Below are 15689 nucleotides of genomic sequence, written 5' to 3'. Positions count from 1 at the left end.
CCCCTCACCCGGCATTCAAGGCGCCGGCCAGCGCCTTGTCGACCAGTTGCTCGGCCTTGAGGCGGCTGCGCACGGCGTCGGCAAAGGCAGCGCCGGCGTCCTTGGACGGCTCCGGCAGCGTGTCGTATTCGGCAAGCGCCCTGGCCAGATCGCCATCCTTCAATGCTGCCTCCATGCGGGCGGTCTTTTCAGGAACGCCTTCCCCTTCCACGACGCCGACCGGCCGCACCTTTACGAGGGACTCCGCGCTCGTCATCAACCGGTCGAGGAAGCCGGCGTTTTCGTCGACGACGGTCGAAGCGTCGATCATCGCCGTCGCCGCGGCGGGCGCGGCGGCGACGAGGTCCGTCCTGGAAGGCACGCCCTTTTCGGCCAGCGTCCGCAACTCGGCCAGCTCCGGCGCATTCGGTGCGACCGCCGCCAGCGTTTCGAGCTCGGCCGCGAAAGCGCCGCCGCGCTCGACCGCTGCCTTGAGGCCCGACGCGGCGATCGCCAGCGCGATGCGCGGCTGGTCGGCCTGCGCCTCGACCTTCTGGGAAAGCCCGGCGACAGTCTGTTCGAGCGCAGCGAGGCGCCCGTCTACGGCGGTACCGGCCTTGGAGGCTGCTTCGATCGCGTCTTCCAGAGAGGCGATTTTCTGGTTCAGGTGATCGAGTTCAGCCGCCGACGCGCCGCCGTCCGCGGCGCCAAGCGCCGCGACGGTCGCCTCGACCTCCTTGAGTTTCGTGTCGAGCGCCTGAACCGCCGCTCCATCGCCGGCGCCGCCCGTTGCGACTGCCCCGTGCAGACCGGTGAGGTCGGATTTCAACTGGTCGACCGTCGCCGTCAGGGCGTCGAGCCTCTCGCCCGGGGCCGGCGCATTCTTCAGCCTGTCGAGCTCCTGCCTCAACGCGTCGATCTCGATCTGCACCGCCGCGGCATTGGGACTGCCGCTGCTGCCGGGCGAAGGGAGCAGCCCTGCGAACTGCAGCAGACCCGCCCCCGCGAGGGCGATCACGCCGCCGGCCAAGCCTGCAGCGATGGCGGCTCCCCGTCCCGCGGCGCGTTGGGGGCCAGGCTGGGGCTCCTCAGGATCCTTGATCTCATCGTTTTCCAGGGGCGAACGGCCAAACCCGGCGGCATAGCGCGGCTCTGCATGGGTCCTTGCCCGCACATCCTCATCGAGCACGTTGCGGTCGTCGCCGACCGCCGCTTCCGCCGAAGTCTCCTCGGCATCGGCAGGCTTTGCTGCGGGGTCTTCGGCAGCCGGCGCGGCGTCGAACAGGTTTTCGGAAACTGCCTCCGGCCGAGCCGATTCGCTTTCTCCTGCGGGATTCGCTTCCGTCACCCTCGACACGTCGCCCGGCCCGAGATCGATCGTCACCGGGTCTCGGCGCTGCTTGGAATGGCGTGTTTTCGGGGTCTTCACCATGGAGGGCTCCGCTTTCTGCCGCTGTCGTTCCAGGACCCCACCGGGCCTCATCCGATCACTACCACATCAACCCCGGCTGAAAAGAGGCCGGTTCAGGCACCATTGCCGCAGCGCTGCCGAAGCAGCGCGAGAAGTGCGGCTTCATCGGGTGTTGGCGCGGCGAAGACACGCCCCTCACCGACGTCGCGAAGCGCGGCGGCGACCCGATCGGAGAGGCAAAGGAAAAGGGTTTTTGCGAACAGAGGCTCGATTCCAGGCAGCGAGACCAGCCCGGCGAGCCCGCTTGCTGCCCTTGCCGAATGTAGGAGCGCAGCGTCGAGCGGCGCGGAACCGAGCCGGTCGGTCAATTCATCGATCGGATAGACGACCTCGGGCGCATCGTAGGTCTCGGCGATGGCGACATGCATTCCTTTCCGGCGAAGCCGATCTTCAACGCCGACGAGCCGCACGCGGCCGCACAGGTAGAGAATCCGCGCACCGGGAGGCAAGGTGTCGGTGACGAGACGCGCCAGGCCGGCGGCGTCGCCGGTACCCGCGGCAACCCTGGAAAAGCCTGACTTGCCCGCTGCAGCCGCCGTCTCGGCCCCGACCGCGAAGCAAGGCCGGTCCAGAAAGAGCGAAAGAAGCTCGCGGGGAGCGTGCCGCACCGCGTTGGCGCTGGTCACGACGACGGCATCGATCGGCGAGGCGGCCGGCAGGGGATCGACGGCCAGCTCACGGATCTCGGTGAGCGGCAGGACAACCGCCTCGAAACCCAGCTCATCGAGCCGGCGCGCGGTCGCGCCGGCGCCGGGTTGCGGCCGCGTCACCAGAACGCGGCTGCTCATTCACGACCATCCCTCAAAGAACGCCGCTCCCGCTTGGCTCCGCACGGTTTCGCCCGCGCGACGGCCGATCCGGGCGGCCTCGGCAGCAGGGCCCTCGTCGACGACCTCATGCGCCTCCTGCCCGTCGGGTCGGAGGATCAGGCCTCTGAAGGACAGCCGGCCGCCAACGATCGTCGCATGCCCGGCGATCGGCGTCCGGCAGGAGCCGTCGAGCGCGGCGAGGAAGGCCCGCTCGCAGGCAAGGGCCTCGAACGTCGCCTGGTGGTTGATCGGCGCCAGCATCGCATCGACGTCGGTCGCGCCGATACGGCTTTCGATGCAGATCGCGCCCTGGCCTGGCGCCGGCGGGAAACGATCGAGCGGCAGGAGCTCGGTGATGGCGCTATCGAGGTGCAGCCGGCGCAAGCCGGCATTGGCAAGCAGCGTCCCGTCGACGATGCCCTCCTCCAGCTTGCGAAGCCGCGTCTGCACGTTGCCGCGAAAGGTCGTGACCTTGAGGTCGGGCCTCAGACGCCGGATCAGTGCCTGGCGCCGCAAGGACGACGAGCCGATCGTCGCCGCCTCGGGCAGGTCTAGGAGCTTCACGCCGCCGCGTCCGATGAATCCGTCCCGCACGTCCTCGCGCGGCAGGAAGGCCGACAGATGCAGGCCTTCGGGCAGAACCGTCGGCATGTCCTTGGAGGAATGGACGGCGATGTCGATGCGACCATCGAGCAGCGCCTCCTCGAGTTCCTTGGTGAACAGACCCTTGCCGCCGGCTTCCGACAGCGGCCGATCCTGGATTCTGTCGCCTGTCGTCGCGATCGGCACGATCAAAAAGGCATCTGCCGGCAGGCCGTGGGCCTCCATCAGCCGGGCGCGCGTCTCCTCGGCTTGCGCCAAGGCAAGCGCGCTGCCCCTGGTGCCAATCCTCAAGAGAGTTGTTTGCATCGCTCGGTCCGTGTTAACCCGCGCCCCGGCGGGCTTCTGCCCGGAACTCCTAACGGGGAAAGAGCGACCCGGCAATCATGGATCGGAAGGCAGCGACAATACGCGTCCTCGGCATCGAAACGAGTTGCGACGAAACCGCCGCGGCGGTGGTTTCCTGCGGCCCGGACGGTACCGGCGAGATCCTGTCCAACGTCGTGCTGAGCCAGATCGGCGAGCATGCGGCCTTCGGCGGCGTCGTGCCGGAGATCGCCGCCCGCGCTCATGTGGAGGCGCTCGACGGCGTGATCGAGGCAGCGCTGGCCGATGCCGGCATGACGCTGGACAAGGTCGATGCGGTGGCCGCAACCGCCGGCCCCGGCCTGATCGGCGGGCTGATCGTCGGTCTCATGACGGCGAAGGCCGTCGCCTCTGCCGCGGGCAAGCCTCTGATCCCGGTCAACCATCTGGAAGGCCACGCGCTGACGGGGCGGCTGACCGACGGGCTCAGCTTTCCCTATCTGCTGCTGCTGGTCTCGGGCGGTCACACCCAGATCGTGCTCGTGCGCGGCGTCGGCGACTATGAGCGCTGGGGAACCACGATCGACGATGCGCTCGGCGAGGCCTTCGACAAGACCGCCAAGCTGATCGGTCTGCCCTACCCTGGAGGCCCCAATGTCGAGAAGGCCGCCGCAGAGGGCAATCCCGCGCGTTTCGCCTTCCCGCGGCCGCTCAAGGGAGAAGCCAGGCTGGACTTCTCCTTCTCCGGCCTCAAGACTGCCGTGCGACAGGCTGCGACGGCGATCGCTCCGCTCGCCGAAGAGGACGTCGCCGACATCTGCGCCTCCTTCCAGGCGGCGATCGCCGAGACGCTGGAGGACCGGGTGTCACGCAGCCTCGACCGCTTCAAACGCGACTTCCCCGGCATGGCCCGGCCGGTTCTGGTGGTCGCCGGCGGTGTCGCCGCCAACAGGACGATACGGGGCGCGCTCGAGGCCACATGCGCGAGCCGCGGCTTTCGTTTCGTCGCTCCGCCCCATATTCTTTGCACCGACAATGGCGCGATGATCGCCTGGGCCGGCATCGAACGTCTGCGGGCCAGCATCGACAGCGGCGACCCGTTGACCCTGGCGCCTCGCTCGCGTTGGCCTCTGGACACGCTTTCCGCGCCGCTGATCGGCTCCGGCCGGCGGGGAGCAAAGGCATGAGCGCCCGCCTGACCATAGTTGGCGGTGGCGCCTGGGGGACGGCGCTGGCCATGATCGCGCAAAGCGCCGGCCACGCCGTAAGGCTGTGGGCGCGCGATGCCGCGACTGTCGAAGCCTTGCGCGACCGCGGCGAGAACCCGCGCTACCTGCCGGGTATTCGGCTCGACCGAACGATCGAGGCGACGGTCGACGCTGCGGAGGCGCTCGCCGGGGCCGACCATGTGCTCGCCGTGGTGCCGGCGCAGACGCTGCGCGGCGTGCTTGGTGCGATTGCCGCGTCCGTACCGCCGGCAGCCACCGTCGTGCTCTGCGCCAAGGGGATCGAGCGCGACACCGGCGCGCTGCTGTCGAACGTGGTCGCCGAGGTGCTGCCGCACAATCCGATCGCCGCGCTTTCCGGCCCGAGTTTCGCTACCGACGTTGCGCGGGGCCTGCCGACCGCGGTCGTGGTCGCCTCGCCGGATGCCGAGCGCGCCGCAACACTCGCGGCCTTGATGTCGACGCCCAACTTCCGCTGCTACTCCACCGACGACCTCGTCGGGGTCGAGATCGGCGGCGCGCTCAAGAACGTTCTCGCCATCGCCGCGGGCATGGTTGCGGGCGCGGAGCTGGGCGCCAGCGCCCAGGCCGCCATGGTGACGCGCGGCTTCGTCGAACTGCGCCGCATCGCCGCCAGCTTCGGCGCCCGGCCGGAGACGATCATGGGTCTGTCGGGCCTCGGCGACCTCGTGCTGACCTGCGGATCGGCCCAATCGCGCAATTTCGCCTACGGCCTGGCGCTCGGCCGCGGCGAGAAGATCGAGGGGCTGCCGCTGGCCGAAGGCGTGCCGACCGCGGCAATAACAGCGCAACTGGCCAGGGAGAAAGGGATCGCGGCACCGATCATCGCCGCGGTCGACGAGCTTCTTCGCGGCACCATCACCATACGTCAGGCCGTTTCGAACCTGATGACGAGGCCTCTGCGGGCCGAGGACGAATAGACGGAACCAAGGGAGCCAGACATGCTTTTCGCTCTGATCTGCAAGGACGAGCCCGGCAAACTCCAGCTTCGGCTCGATACGCGGCCGGACCATGTCGCCTATCTCAATGGCCTCAACGAGAAGGGCACGCTCAAATTCGCAGGGCCATTCCTCGACGGCGACGGCAAGCCGGACGGCAGCCTGGTGGTGGTCGAGGCGGCCGACATGGCCGGCGCGAAGGCACTCGCGGAAGCCGATCCCTATGCCAGGGCCGGCCTGTTCGAGAGCGTCGAGATCCGCGCCTGGAACTGGGTTTTCAACAATCCCGCATCGGCATAGTGGTCTTCTGGCGCGCAACCAGCGAGGGTGATCCGACATGAACTATTGGCTGTTCAAATCCGAGCCGTCCGTTTTCTCCTTCGAGGCGCTGAAGGCGAAGGGCAAGGCCGGCGCCGAATGGGACGGGGTACGGAACTACGCGGCGCGCAACAATATGCGGGCCATGCAGATCGGCGATCTCGGCTTCTTCTACCACTCGAATGAGGGCCTCAACATCGTCGGCATCGCCGAGGTCTGCGCGCTGGCCCATCCAGATTCCACCACCGACGACCCGCGCTGGGAATGCGTCGACATCCGCGCGGTGCGCGACGTGCCCAATCCGCCCACGCTGGAGCAGGTCAAGGCCAATCCCAAGCTCGCCGACATGGCTCTGGTGAGGCTCGGCCGTCTCTCGGTGCAGCCGGTGACGCCGGAAGAATGGAAGGAAGTCTGCCGCATGGGCGGCGTCGAACCCGTGCCGTGAATGTCGCTCCAGCCCGACCATTTCGGACGCTTCATCCTCGAGAACACGGCGCTCTCGGCGCCGCCGCACGTCCCGGAGACACGGCTGCATCTCGCCGACGAGGCGCATGAGCTCTGGTTGAAGACCGAGGAGGAGCTTGCCGAGATCGGCCTGCCGCCGCCTTTCTGGGCCTTCGCCTGGGCCGGCGGACAAGGGCTGGCGCGCTACGTTGTCGACAATGCCGGGATGGTGCGCGGCCGCGACGTGCTCGATTTCGCCACCGGGTCGGGCCTCGTCGGCATAGCCGCGGCAATGGCCGGCGCAGCCGGCGTGCTCTGCGCCGACATCGACCCGTTTTGCGCTGAGGCTGTTCGCCTGAACGCGGCAGCCAACGGTGTCGCCGTCGCCTTCACTGCGGAGGATCTCGTCGGCCGCGACTTCGGCTGGGACGTCGTGCTCGCCGGCGATGTCTTTTACGACCAGGCTTTCGCTGGTCGTCTCGTGCCCTGGTTCGAGGCGCTTGGCCGGCGCGGCGCCACGGTGCTGGTCGGAGATCCCGGCCGCTCCTATCTGCCCGGCGAAAGGCTCGAGAAGCTTGCCGTCTACCAGGTGCCGGTCACGCGCGCCTTGGAGGATGCAGAGGTCAAGAAGACGACGGTCTGGCGCTTCGTCTGAGGACGACGGGTCTTACCGGCTGTGGCCGGTCTGAACTATCTCCCTTGGCACAATTTCCCTTAGGTAATGGCGGCGATATCGTGCCATATTCGACGTCTGGAAGAGGGGAAACGCCATGCGCAGTATCTTCCTTGGACTGTCCTTTGCGACCTTGATGACCGCCGGCCCGGTCCTGGCGCAGGAAATCCAGCCTGAGACCGTCACCAACATGACCATCCCCGACGGAACCGAGCTTGTGTTCTCGGTGGATCTGGCGCTCAATCACGTCGTCGACGGCCGCACCTACGTCCTGGACGCCAAGGATCTGAAACTTCTCGGACTCATCGGCATAGCCAATCTGGGGATGGTTCATGTGCCGGCGGGCAGCGCCGACATCTATGTGGCGACCACGCACCTGTCGCGCACCACGCGTGGCGAGCGTACCGACGTGGTGGAGATCTATTCCGGCAAGGACCTCACCTTCAAGGAAGAGATCCCGATCTCCAACAACCGGGCGCAGGCGCTCAACTATCGCTCGTTGTTCTGGACATCGAGCGACCTCAAATATCTCTTCATCCAGAATGCGACCCCGGCCACATCGGTGACTGTCGTCGATATCGCGGGCAAGAAGCAGATCGCCGATATCCCGAACCCCGGCTGCTACGGCATCTTCCCCTCCGCAACCATGCCGATGCGTTTCGCGACGACCTGCGGCGACGGAACCTTCGGCACGATCAACGTGAAGACCGACGGCTCGGCGGAGATGAAACCGTCGCAGCAGATTTTCGACGCCGACACTGATGCGCTCTTCTCCGGCGCCTACCGCTGGGGCGACAAGTGGGTCTTCGTCTCCTATGGCGGCAACATCTACGTGATCGACGTCGAGGGCGATACCGCCACGCTGACCGACAAGATCGCCTTGACCGAAGGGGTCGAAGGCAACTGGCGGCCCGGCGGCTATCAGCCTATCGCGGTCCACGACAAGACCGGCATCGCCTATGTGCTGATGCATTCGGGCGGCACCGAAGGCAGCCACAAGAACCCGGCCGAAGAGATCTGGGCCGTGGATCTCAAGAACGAGACCGTGCTCGGCAGGGCGGCATCTGTCCCGGCCATCGCACTGACGGCAAGCCAGGGCGACTCACCCGCCATTTTCGCCATAGACGGGCTGAAGGCCGAGATCGTGCGCTACGACCTGCCTGCTTCGGGACAGCCCTTCGCCTTGTCCGTGGCGGCTACCGCGCCGGGCGGAGATCTGCCCGATCAGGTCGAGGTACGCTGATGGTACTGGAAGCGCTCGCGCATCCTATCGTCGTCATCGTCGCATCAGGCACGCTGGTCGGCGTCTTCCTGCGCGGCGCCGCGCACAAGTTCCTCGATTTCACCTGGTTTGCGCATACGCTTGCCGAATACCGCATCCTGCCCGTCGGCCTCGCCGTTCCGGCGGCCGGTTTCCTGCTTGCGGCCGAGGTCGCCATAACGCTTGGCCTTGTCCTGCCGGAGACACGCTTCTGCGCCGCGGCAGGAGCCGCTTGTCTGCTGGTACTCTACGGGGCCGCCATCGCCGTCAATCTCCTGCGAGGCCGTACCCGCATCGATTGCGGCTGCGGCGGGGCCGGCCAGGGCCTGTCCTGGTTCCTCGTCGGACGCAACGTCGCGCTTGTCGGCCTTGCCCTGATCGCGGGGCAGCAGCCCGGAGCCGGAGATATCGGCGCGGTCGGCTGGTTCGCCACCCTCGCCACCATTGCCAGCTTCTGGCTGCTCCTGGCCGGCGCGGAGAAGCTCGCCGACAACCTCTCATATCTTGCCGCCGCCGACGATGGCGCTCATCGGCGTGACGCCGGGATGGAGACCCACTGATGGACCCGTTGGTGATCGCCGTCGTCGCGCTGTGGGTCGTGGTCATCGCGCTGCTGATCGTGGTCTTCGCGCTCGCGCGGCAGATCGGCATCCTGTTCGAGCGTGTCGCGCCGATGGGTGCGCTGATGACGGACGCCGGCCCCAAGGTCGGCGAAGCCTCGCCGCGTTTCGACCTGATGACGCTGGACGGGAAGCCGCTGGCGATCGGTGGCGCCTCCGCCAGAAACACGCTCGTATTTTTCCTCTCGACCACGTGCCCTGTGTGCAAGAAGCTGCTGCCGGTGCTGAAATCGATGCGCGCCGCCGAAGGCAAGTCGCTCGATATCGTGCTCGCGAGCGATGGCGACCACACCGCGCATCAGGCCTTCCACAGGGCGGCCGGACTCGGCGACTTTCCCTACGTCCTGTCGCCCGACCTGGGCATGACCTACCGCATCAACCGCCTGCCCTTCGCCGTGCTGCTCGACCGGCAGGGCGTCGTGCGCGGCAAGGGCCTGGTCAATTCGCGCGAGCAGCTCGAAAGCCTGATGAACGCCAACGATCTCGGTCACGCCTCGATCCAGGACTGGATCAAGGCTGAAACCGCCACTCTCAACTAGGAGGGGAACATGAATCGCCTCATGGATCGACTGTTCGGCACGATCGACAACGTCGCCGAAGGCGGCGCGCGGCTCATGGCACAGCGCACCGGCCGGCGCAGCGTCCTGTCCCTCATCGGCAAGGCGGCGATCGGCGGCGCCCTGCTGCCCATGCTGCCGTTCGACCGGGCCGGCGGCGGGTCCGCGCGTGCCCAGGCGGAAAAGGCCGATACGGAGTGCGAATACTGGCGTTATTGCGCACTCGACGGCTTCCTCTGCACATGCTGTGGCGGCTCGGTGAACCAGTGTCCGCCCAATGCCGCGGTCTCGCAGGTCACCTGGGTCGGCACTTGCCAGAATCCGGGCGACAGCAAGGAATACCTGATCTCCTACAACGACTGCTGCGGCCAGGCATCGTGCGGCCGCTGCCTGTGCAATTTCAACCTGCGGGAACGGCCGGGTTATCGCATGGGCGTGCACAACGACATCAACTGGTGCATGGCGAATGAGGCGAGCAACTATCATTGCACGGTCGCAGCGGTTGTCGGCCTGGGGAGCAGCGGCGGCTAGGATCGCCATCCTTGCGACGCCGGTTCTCGCCCTTTCGGCGCAACCGTCGCCTGGCGCGGACGGCATGGCGCTGTTCGGGAAAGCCTGCGCGGCCTGCCACAAGAAGGACGGCACCGGTATCGCCGGGCTCGCGCCGGCATTGGCGAAGGCCGAATGGGCTGCCAAGGGCGATCCGGATACGCGCCGCTACCTGCCGCTCGTCGTGCTGAACGGCCTCGCCGGCAAGATCGTCGCTGGCGGCAAGACTTTTGTCAGCGCCATGCCGCCGCAGAAGCAGCGTTCCGACGACGACATCGCCATGCTCGCGACCTATGTCATGGCCACGCTGAACCCGCCACCGGCCGATTGGAAGGACTACACGGCCAACGAGATCGCGACGCTGCGGGCGGAGAAGATCGACCACAAGGGGCTTCTTGCCCTGCGCGAAAAGCTGCTGGAGTAGGCTCGTGCGGAGGTTGCGCATCGCTCTCGCCTTGCTCGCCGCGGTCCTCTGCCACGCCGCGGCGGCGGGTGACGGGCAGTATCTCTACGTCTTGCATTGCTCGGGTTGCCATATGCGCGATGGATCGGGGTCGGTCGCGGGTCGCATACCTGCCCTGGCGGGAACCGTCGGACATTTCCAGCGACTGCCCGAAGGGCGCCTCTACACTGTCCAGGTGCCGGGCATCATGAATTCCGGACTGAAGGACGACGACGTCGCCGCATTGGTGAACTGGCTCGTCCCCCATTTCGCAGGCTCGTCGCTGCAGGACGGCTTCACGCCCTATGCGTCCGCCGAGATCGCCGCCGCGCGCCGCAGCCGCCCGACAGACATCTTTGCCGCGCGCCGCGCCGTTACCGCCGGACTGAGGCAGCAGGGCGTCGAGATCGCGGACTACTGATTGCTTTGCCGGTGTTCGCCGCCGGGAAGGGGCGACGCGGACGCGGCCGAGCTCGTTTCCGTGACCTCAACCGGGCGTTCGCGAAGATACCACGCGCTACAAGAACGACGCTCTCTGAGCGATACCTTCGGCGCTCGCCTCGCCCAGCACCCACTCCCGAAAGGCGAGGATGCGCGGATCGGACGCCGACTCGGACGGATAGACCAGATAGTAGGCGAAGTCCGCCGGCATCTTGATGCCGAGTTCGAAAGGCCGGACCAGACGGCCGGCCGACAGGTCCCCGGCGACCATTGTGAAATCGGCGAGCGCGACCACGCTCCCTTCGATTGCGGCCTGCACGGCGTGGCTCGTATCCTCGAACAGCACGCACTGGCTGTCGTCGAAGTCCTCTATCCCTGCCGCCGCCATCCACATGCGCCAGTTCGGCCAGGTCACGCCCTGCTGCGACCACTCTATGTGGACGAGCGTGTGCTTCAGCAGGTCACGCGGTTCGTTGAGCGGCGGACCGTTCTGCAGCAAAGCAGGGCTGCAGACCGGGATGATGACGTTGTCGAACAGGCGATCGGCGATCACGCCGGGATATCTGCCGCCCCCGAAGCGTATCCCGATGTCAACGTCGTCATAGCCGAAGTCCCTGACTTCGGAGGCGATGTCGAAGCGCAGCTCGATATCGGGATGCAGCCTGCGAAAGCGGTCGACCCTCGGCAGCAGCCATTTCGAGGCAAAGACCGCGTCCGTCGTCAGTTTGACCACCGCAGTCCCACGCTTGATCCTGCGTGCGCGCGTTACCGCGCGGCCGATACGATCGAGAGCGTCCGCGGCGGCTTCGACGACCAGCATGCCGGCCTCGGTAAGCTCGATCGAGCGGCTGGTGCGCGAGAAAAGTGCCACACCGAGCTGTTCCTCGAATTCCTTGATCTGATGGCTGACTGCGGCCGGCGTGAGCCCGAGTTCCTCGGCGGCCCGTGTGAAATTCAGATGGCGCGCCGCCGCCTCCAAGGTCCTCAACGCGCGGGTACCGGGAATGTGGACGGCCATGATCTTCAAACAGACCTATATGATCGGCCAAAAACTACTCGCTTCTCGGGGAGCAATCAATGAAATAGCTTCCCCTTCGAAAGGCAGATTATCAAAATCTGTTTGAGGCTAAGAAATGTCCGCGATCGCGCACCTTCCCTCCCACCTCCCCACAACCTGGCGCCTGTCGACGTCGATCGCGCGGGCCTGCCGTTCCTTCCGCATGGCACTGCGCTACCACGCGACGAAAGACGAACTCGATGGACTGTCCGACCGCTACCTGCGCGATGTCGGCGTGGATCGCCGGCAGATTTCGGAGGCCGTCAACGCCGAGATTACCCGCGCAACCCTCGCCGACACCGGTTGGGCTCGATCGCGTTCATGCCGTCTCCGATAGAACGGCGGTCGGTTCTGCAAACCGGCAAGGACAATGCTATGAGACGGCGGTACCGTACCATACGGTGCCGCCCTTTCTTGTCGCGCTATCCTAACGAATCACCCGGAGCACGCTCTGCCGCGTCAAGAGCGGCAGGATGCGGGCCATGACCGCATGGCTCACCGCCACGCAGCCCTGCGTCGGCGTGAAGCCGGGGCGCGCCAGATGGAAGAAGATCGCGCTGCCGCGCCCGCGCCGCCGGGGCCGGATATTCCAGTCGAGCACGATGACCGCGTCATACAGGCGATCGTCGCGCAGCATGCGTTCGTGGCTCGCGCCATAGGGTATGCGGACCGGCCTGTTGTAGTTCCGGTCATGCGGCACCTCGCACCAGCCGAGATCGGGCGAGATCGCTTTCAGCGGCAGCCGGCTGCGCATCGGGAAGCGGCCGCGGCGAAAGTAACCGGACAGCACCCGCATCCGGGCCAGCGGCGTCGCGCCGTCGCCCTCGCGCTTGGCCGCAGAGATACCGCCGCGCCCGAGCGCGCAGGGAAAGACCAGGCCGCCGGCATTGATCAGTCCCTGGCTTCGGTTTCCGGGCCGGGCCCTGACGGTAAGTGGAGAGAATCGTTTGCCGATTTTTCTCTCCGCCCCATTGCGCTCACTTTTTTTGGAGTATGATCGGTTCACGAAGCAAATCACCGTGACTGGCTTTCCTGCCCGTCAGGTTCCGCATAAAGGCTTGCCGGTCAACTGCATTCTTCATTTCAAAACAATGGATTGAGCCATGACCTCCCGGACCATCCTGATCGTCGACGACGATGAAGACCTGCGCGCCACTCTCGTCGAGCAGTTGTCGCTCTACGAGGAGTTCGACGTGCTGCAGGAAGCCACCGCCGCCAAAGGCATGGCCGCGGCGCGCGGCGGCATGGTCGATCTCCTGATCATGGACGTGGGCCTGCCCGACATGGACGGCCGCGAGGCCGTCAAGATCCTGCGCAAGGGCGGCTACAAGGCGCCGATCATCATGCTGACCGGCCATGACACCGATTCGGACACGATCCTCGGGCTGGAAGCCGGCGCCAACGACTATGTGACCAAGCCGTTCCGCTTCGCGGTGCTTCTCGCCCGCATCCGGGCGCAGCTTCGCCAGCATGAGCAGAGCGAGGACGCCACCTTTTCCGTCGGACCCTATACGTTCAAGCCGAGCCAGAAACTGCTTGTCGACCAGCGCGGCGGCAAGGTGCGGCTGACGGAAAAGGAAGCTTCCATCATCAAATATCTCTATCGCGCCGACCAGAAGGTGGTGACCCGCGACGTGCTGCTCGAGGAAGTGTGGGGCTATAATTCCGGCGTCACCACCCATACGCTTGAGACGCATGTCTACAGGCTCCGCCAGAAGATCGAGCGCGATCCTTCCAATGCGGAAATTCTTGTGACAGAAAGCGGAGGTTACAAGCTGGTTCCCTGACCAGTTCGCGGAGAGGGGCTTGGAGGGCCGCACGCGGGAGGGACCCGGTGCCTGTGAGCCGGGGACATAATGGCGCTGGATGACGACGTCCGCATCCTGTCCGGCGTGGGCCTTTTCGAGGGTTTCACGCAGGAACAGTTACGTTTGCTGGCTTTCGGTGCCGAGAACATGCGGGTTCCGGCCGGCCGCATCCTCTATCGCGAGGGCGATCAGGCCGACTGCGCCTTTGTCGTCGTAAGCGGCGAGGTCGAGCTCTTCCGGGACGTCGAGGGCAAGCGCGTGCCTGCCGGCAAGGCCGGCCCCGGAGTGATCCTTGGCGAATTCGCCCTGATCGCCGATTCGAATCGCCTGACCGACGCGACGGTCGCCTCCGATGCCGAACTCGTCCGGCTGAGCCGCACGCTGTTCCGGCGCATATTGGAGGAATTTCCCGAGATCGCCGTGGCGCTTCACCAGCGCATCGTCGACGAACTGCAGAAGCTGGTCAGCGAGATCGAGAGCCTTGCACCGCGCTTCACGCCCCAAGATTGACGCGTCGCAAGCTGCGAGCCGCAGGCGGCCGGGCCGCTCACTCCCAGGCGAAGCTCGCGATGACGGGCACATGGTCGGACGGCCGGTCCCAGCCGCGCGCCTCGCGCAGGATCTCGACACCGACGAGCGCGTCCTTGATGTTGTCCGAGGACCAGACATGGTCGAGCCGACGGCCGCGGTCGGACGCCTCCCAGTCCTGGGCGCGGTAGCTCCACCAAGTGTAGATCTTCTCCTCCGGCGGCACGCGCATCCGCATAAGGTCGACCCAGCCGGCCGCCATGCGCATGGCTTCGAAGCCCTCGGTCTCGACGGGCGTGTGGCTGACCACCTTGAGCAGTTGCTTGTGCGACCAGACGTCGTTCTCCAGTGGCGCAATGTTCAGGTCCCCGACCAGTATGGAAGCGCTGAAGTCGGGCGTGTCGGCCGTCACCGCCCGCATCTCCTCGACGAATGCGAGCTTGTGCTTGAACTTGGGATTGATCTCCGGATCCGGTTCGTCGCCGCCGGCGGGCACGTAGAAGTTATGCAGCAGCAGCGAATGCCCCCCGGCTTCCACGCGGGTGGCCAGATGGCGGCTGTCGACGATGCCGCAGAACTGTCGTTTCTCGACGATGGAAAGCGGGCGGCGGGAAATCGTCGCGACGCCGTGGTAGCCCTTCTGTCCGTTGAAGGCGAGGTGCTCGTAGCCGAGCCTGCGGAAGGCTGCCGAGGGGAACTGGTCGTCCGGGCATTTGGTTTCCTGCAGGCACAGCACGTCGGGCGCACGCTCCTTCAGGAGGCGCTCCACCAGCGGCATGCGCAGGCGAACGGAATTGATGTTCCACGTGGCGATCGAAAAGGGCATGAGAGAATCCGGCTTGGAAAGGAGCCGGAAACTGCCAGCCTTGGGCGGCAAAGGCAAGGAGAGGCGGCCCGGGTGATGGCCGCGCGCCCCGACGTATCGGCGTCAGCGGTTGGTCCGGCGCCCGGTGCTGGCCGAAACCAGACCGTAGTCGATCTTGAACATGTCGGCGGCGAACTTCACGCCTTCCCTCACGTTGAAGATCATCACCGTCGTGTCCTTGCCCTGGGCGTCGGTGATCGTCCATTGCCGCAGCGCGTTGGTCTTGGGGTCGAACATCATCGTCAGCCTGGAATTGCCGAACACCGACTTGTCGGACAGTTGGATGGTGGTCATGTCGCGTTCTTCCCTGACGCTCGTGACCTTGCTGCCGGACAGATCGATACGATCGTCGAGCAACAGCTTCAGCGGCGTCTTGGACAGTGGATAGAGGTCCCAGGTCTTGAGGCGCTGGTTGTTGAGCACCACCGACTTGCCGTCCGAGATGACGCGGAAGGCGGCCGGGGCATCGTAGTTGAAGCGGATCTTGCCGGGCCGCTCGATGTAGAATTTTCCGCCGGTCTGCTCGCCCTTGGGACCGAACTGGACGAACTCGCCGGTCATGGTGCGCACATTGGAGAAATGGTCGGCAATGCGTTGCGCCGCGTCGGTCGCAGCCTGTGCCTCGGCGACGGTGGCAAGGCCCGGAACCAGCCCGCCGGCCAGCGACGCGCCGAGCGCGGCCAGCGACAAGCCGAGGACCTGGCGCCGCGTGGCGAGGAAGGGGGTTCGGTTTTCGTTGCTCATGTGGCTCATCGCTTTCCGTTCTTCTGCGGGAT

General features: G+C 66.1%; 21 protein-coding genes. 14 read left to right on the top strand and 7 right to left on the bottom strand.

All coding sequences use genetic code 11. The features are described 5' to 3' along the window. Nucleotides 1-4 precede the first annotated feature (4 nt). From JN302_RS10495 to hemC, 3 genes are all read right to left on the bottom strand, one after another. Nucleotides 5-1411 carry a COG4223 family protein gene (locus JN302_RS10495; protein ID WP_202332814.1) on the bottom strand — a complete coding sequence of 469 codons (1407 nt, stop codon included), beginning with the start codon at nucleotides 1409-1411 and terminating at the stop codon, nucleotides 5-7. A gap of 92 nt (nucleotides 1412-1503) precedes the next feature. Then, complete coding sequence (locus JN302_RS10490) at nucleotides 1504-2238, bottom strand: uroporphyrinogen-III synthase (RefSeq protein ID WP_202311945.1); 735 nt, start codon at nucleotides 2236-2238, stop codon at nucleotides 1504-1506. Continuing rightward, nucleotides 2239-3168, bottom strand: coding sequence for a hydroxymethylbilane synthase (hemC, locus tag JN302_RS10485; RefSeq protein WP_202332813.1), 930 nt, complete (start codon nucleotides 3166-3168; stop codon nucleotides 2239-2241). A 98-nt stretch (nucleotides 3169-3266) separates the two neighbouring features. On the opposite strand from hemC, the gene tsaD reads away from it, so the two are divergent. The 11 genes from tsaD (at nucleotide 3267) to JN302_RS10430 (ending at nucleotide 10635) form a co-directional block, all read left to right on the top strand. Further along, a complete protein-coding gene (gene tsaD, locus JN302_RS10480; protein WP_202334250.1) occupies nucleotides 3267-4352 on the top strand; it encodes a tRNA (adenosine(37)-N6)-threonylcarbamoyltransferase complex transferase subunit TsaD in 1086 nt (361 codons plus the stop codon). Continuing rightward, nucleotides 4349-5332, top strand: coding sequence for an NAD(P)H-dependent glycerol-3-phosphate dehydrogenase (locus tag JN302_RS10475; protein ID WP_202311943.1), 984 nt, complete (start codon nucleotides 4349-4351; stop codon nucleotides 5330-5332). Before tsaD ends, JN302_RS10475 begins: the two co-directional genes overlap by 4 nt. A 21-nt stretch (nucleotides 5333-5353) precedes the next feature. Then, the gene (locus tag JN302_RS10470) at nucleotides 5354-5650 is read left to right on the top strand and encodes a YciI-like protein (protein WP_202311942.1); all 297 of its coding nucleotides are present in this window, start codon (nucleotides 5354-5356) and stop codon (nucleotides 5648-5650) included. Between the two features lie 37 nt (nucleotides 5651-5687). Beyond that, on the top strand, nucleotides 5688-6113 hold the full coding sequence (locus tag JN302_RS10465) for an EVE domain-containing protein (RefSeq protein ID WP_202311941.1): 426 nt from the start codon (nucleotides 5688-5690) through the stop codon (nucleotides 6111-6113). After that, nucleotides 6114-6767, top strand: a complete 654-nt coding sequence (locus JN302_RS10460; RefSeq protein ID WP_202332812.1) for a class I SAM-dependent methyltransferase — start codon at nucleotides 6114-6116, stop codon at nucleotides 6765-6767. Nucleotides 6768-6882: 115 nt separating this feature from the next. Then, nucleotides 6883-8028, top strand: coding sequence for an amine dehydrogenase large subunit (locus tag JN302_RS10455; protein ID WP_202332811.1), 1146 nt, complete (start codon nucleotides 6883-6885; stop codon nucleotides 8026-8028). Further along, entirely contained in the window at nucleotides 8028-8606 is a 579-nt protein-coding gene (locus tag JN302_RS10450; RefSeq protein WP_202332810.1) for a MauE/DoxX family redox-associated membrane protein, read from the top strand. The genes JN302_RS10455 and JN302_RS10450 overlap by 1 nt, the downstream gene beginning before the upstream one ends. Continuing rightward, nucleotides 8606-9205, top strand: a complete 600-nt coding sequence (gene mauD, locus JN302_RS10445) for a methylamine dehydrogenase accessory protein MauD (RefSeq protein ID WP_202332809.1) — start codon at nucleotides 8606-8608, stop codon at nucleotides 9203-9205. The genes JN302_RS10450 and mauD overlap by 1 nt, the downstream gene beginning before the upstream one ends. A gap of 9 nt (nucleotides 9206-9214) precedes the next feature. Further along, the gene (locus JN302_RS10440; RefSeq protein WP_202332808.1) at nucleotides 9215-9754 is read left to right on the top strand and encodes a methylamine dehydrogenase light chain; all 540 of its coding nucleotides are present in this window, start codon (nucleotides 9215-9217) and stop codon (nucleotides 9752-9754) included. Beyond that, complete coding sequence (locus tag JN302_RS10435) at nucleotides 9690-10196, top strand: c-type cytochrome (protein ID WP_244846280.1); 507 nt, start codon at nucleotides 9690-9692, stop codon at nucleotides 10194-10196. Before JN302_RS10440 ends, JN302_RS10435 begins: the two co-directional genes overlap by 65 nt. Nucleotides 10197-10200: 4 nt before the next feature. Beyond that, on the top strand, nucleotides 10201-10635 hold the full coding sequence (locus JN302_RS10430) for a c-type cytochrome (RefSeq protein ID WP_202332806.1): 435 nt from the start codon (nucleotides 10201-10203) through the stop codon (nucleotides 10633-10635). Between the two features lie 96 nt (nucleotides 10636-10731). Here the strand turns inward: JN302_RS10430 and gcvA are convergent, their stop codons facing one another. Then, entirely contained in the window at nucleotides 10732-11673 is a 942-nt protein-coding gene (gene gcvA / locus JN302_RS10425; RefSeq protein WP_202332805.1) for a transcriptional regulator GcvA, read from the bottom strand. 115 nt (nucleotides 11674-11788) lie between these two features. On the opposite strand from gcvA, the gene JN302_RS10420 reads away from it, so the two are divergent. Further along, nucleotides 11789-12049: a DUF1127 domain-containing protein gene (locus JN302_RS10420; RefSeq protein ID WP_202332804.1), complete on the top strand. Its 261-nt coding sequence runs from the start codon at nucleotides 11789-11791 to the stop codon at nucleotides 12047-12049. Between the two features lie 90 nt (nucleotides 12050-12139). Here JN302_RS10420 and JN302_RS10415 read toward each other — a convergent pair whose 3' ends face one another. After that, a complete protein-coding gene (locus JN302_RS10415; RefSeq protein WP_202332803.1) occupies nucleotides 12140-12730 on the bottom strand; it encodes a L,D-transpeptidase family protein in 591 nt (196 codons plus the stop codon). A gap of 85 nt (nucleotides 12731-12815) precedes the next feature. Between JN302_RS10415 and JN302_RS10410 the strand changes: the two genes are divergently transcribed. Both JN302_RS10410 and JN302_RS10405 read left to right on the top strand, forming a co-directional pair. Then, a complete protein-coding gene (locus tag JN302_RS10410) occupies nucleotides 12816-13499 on the top strand; it encodes a response regulator transcription factor (RefSeq protein WP_202311922.1) in 684 nt (227 codons plus the stop codon). Between the two features lie 69 nt (nucleotides 13500-13568). Then, nucleotides 13569-14030 (top strand): Crp/Fnr family transcriptional regulator, encoded by a 462-nt coding sequence (locus tag JN302_RS10405; RefSeq protein ID WP_202311921.1) that lies wholly within the window; start codon nucleotides 13569-13571, stop codon nucleotides 14028-14030. 37 nt (nucleotides 14031-14067) lie between these two features. On the opposite strand, the gene JN302_RS10400 is transcribed toward JN302_RS10405, so the two are convergent. Further along, the gene (locus JN302_RS10400; RefSeq protein ID WP_202332802.1) at nucleotides 14068-14874 is read right to left on the bottom strand and encodes an exodeoxyribonuclease III; all 807 of its coding nucleotides are present in this window, start codon (nucleotides 14872-14874) and stop codon (nucleotides 14068-14070) included. Nucleotides 14875-14976: 102 nt separating this feature from the next. After that, nucleotides 14977-15666 carry an outer membrane lipoprotein carrier protein LolA gene (locus JN302_RS10395; protein ID WP_202332801.1) on the bottom strand — a complete coding sequence of 230 codons (690 nt, stop codon included), beginning with the start codon at nucleotides 15664-15666 and terminating at the stop codon, nucleotides 14977-14979. Between the last annotated feature and the right edge of the window lie 23 nt (nucleotides 15667-15689).

This window comes from Mesorhizobium sp. L-8-3, assembly GCF_016756615.1.
Taxonomy (GTDB): domain Bacteria; phylum Pseudomonadota; class Alphaproteobacteria; order Rhizobiales; family Rhizobiaceae.
This window is presented reverse-complemented; position numbering and strand designations above follow the sequence as displayed.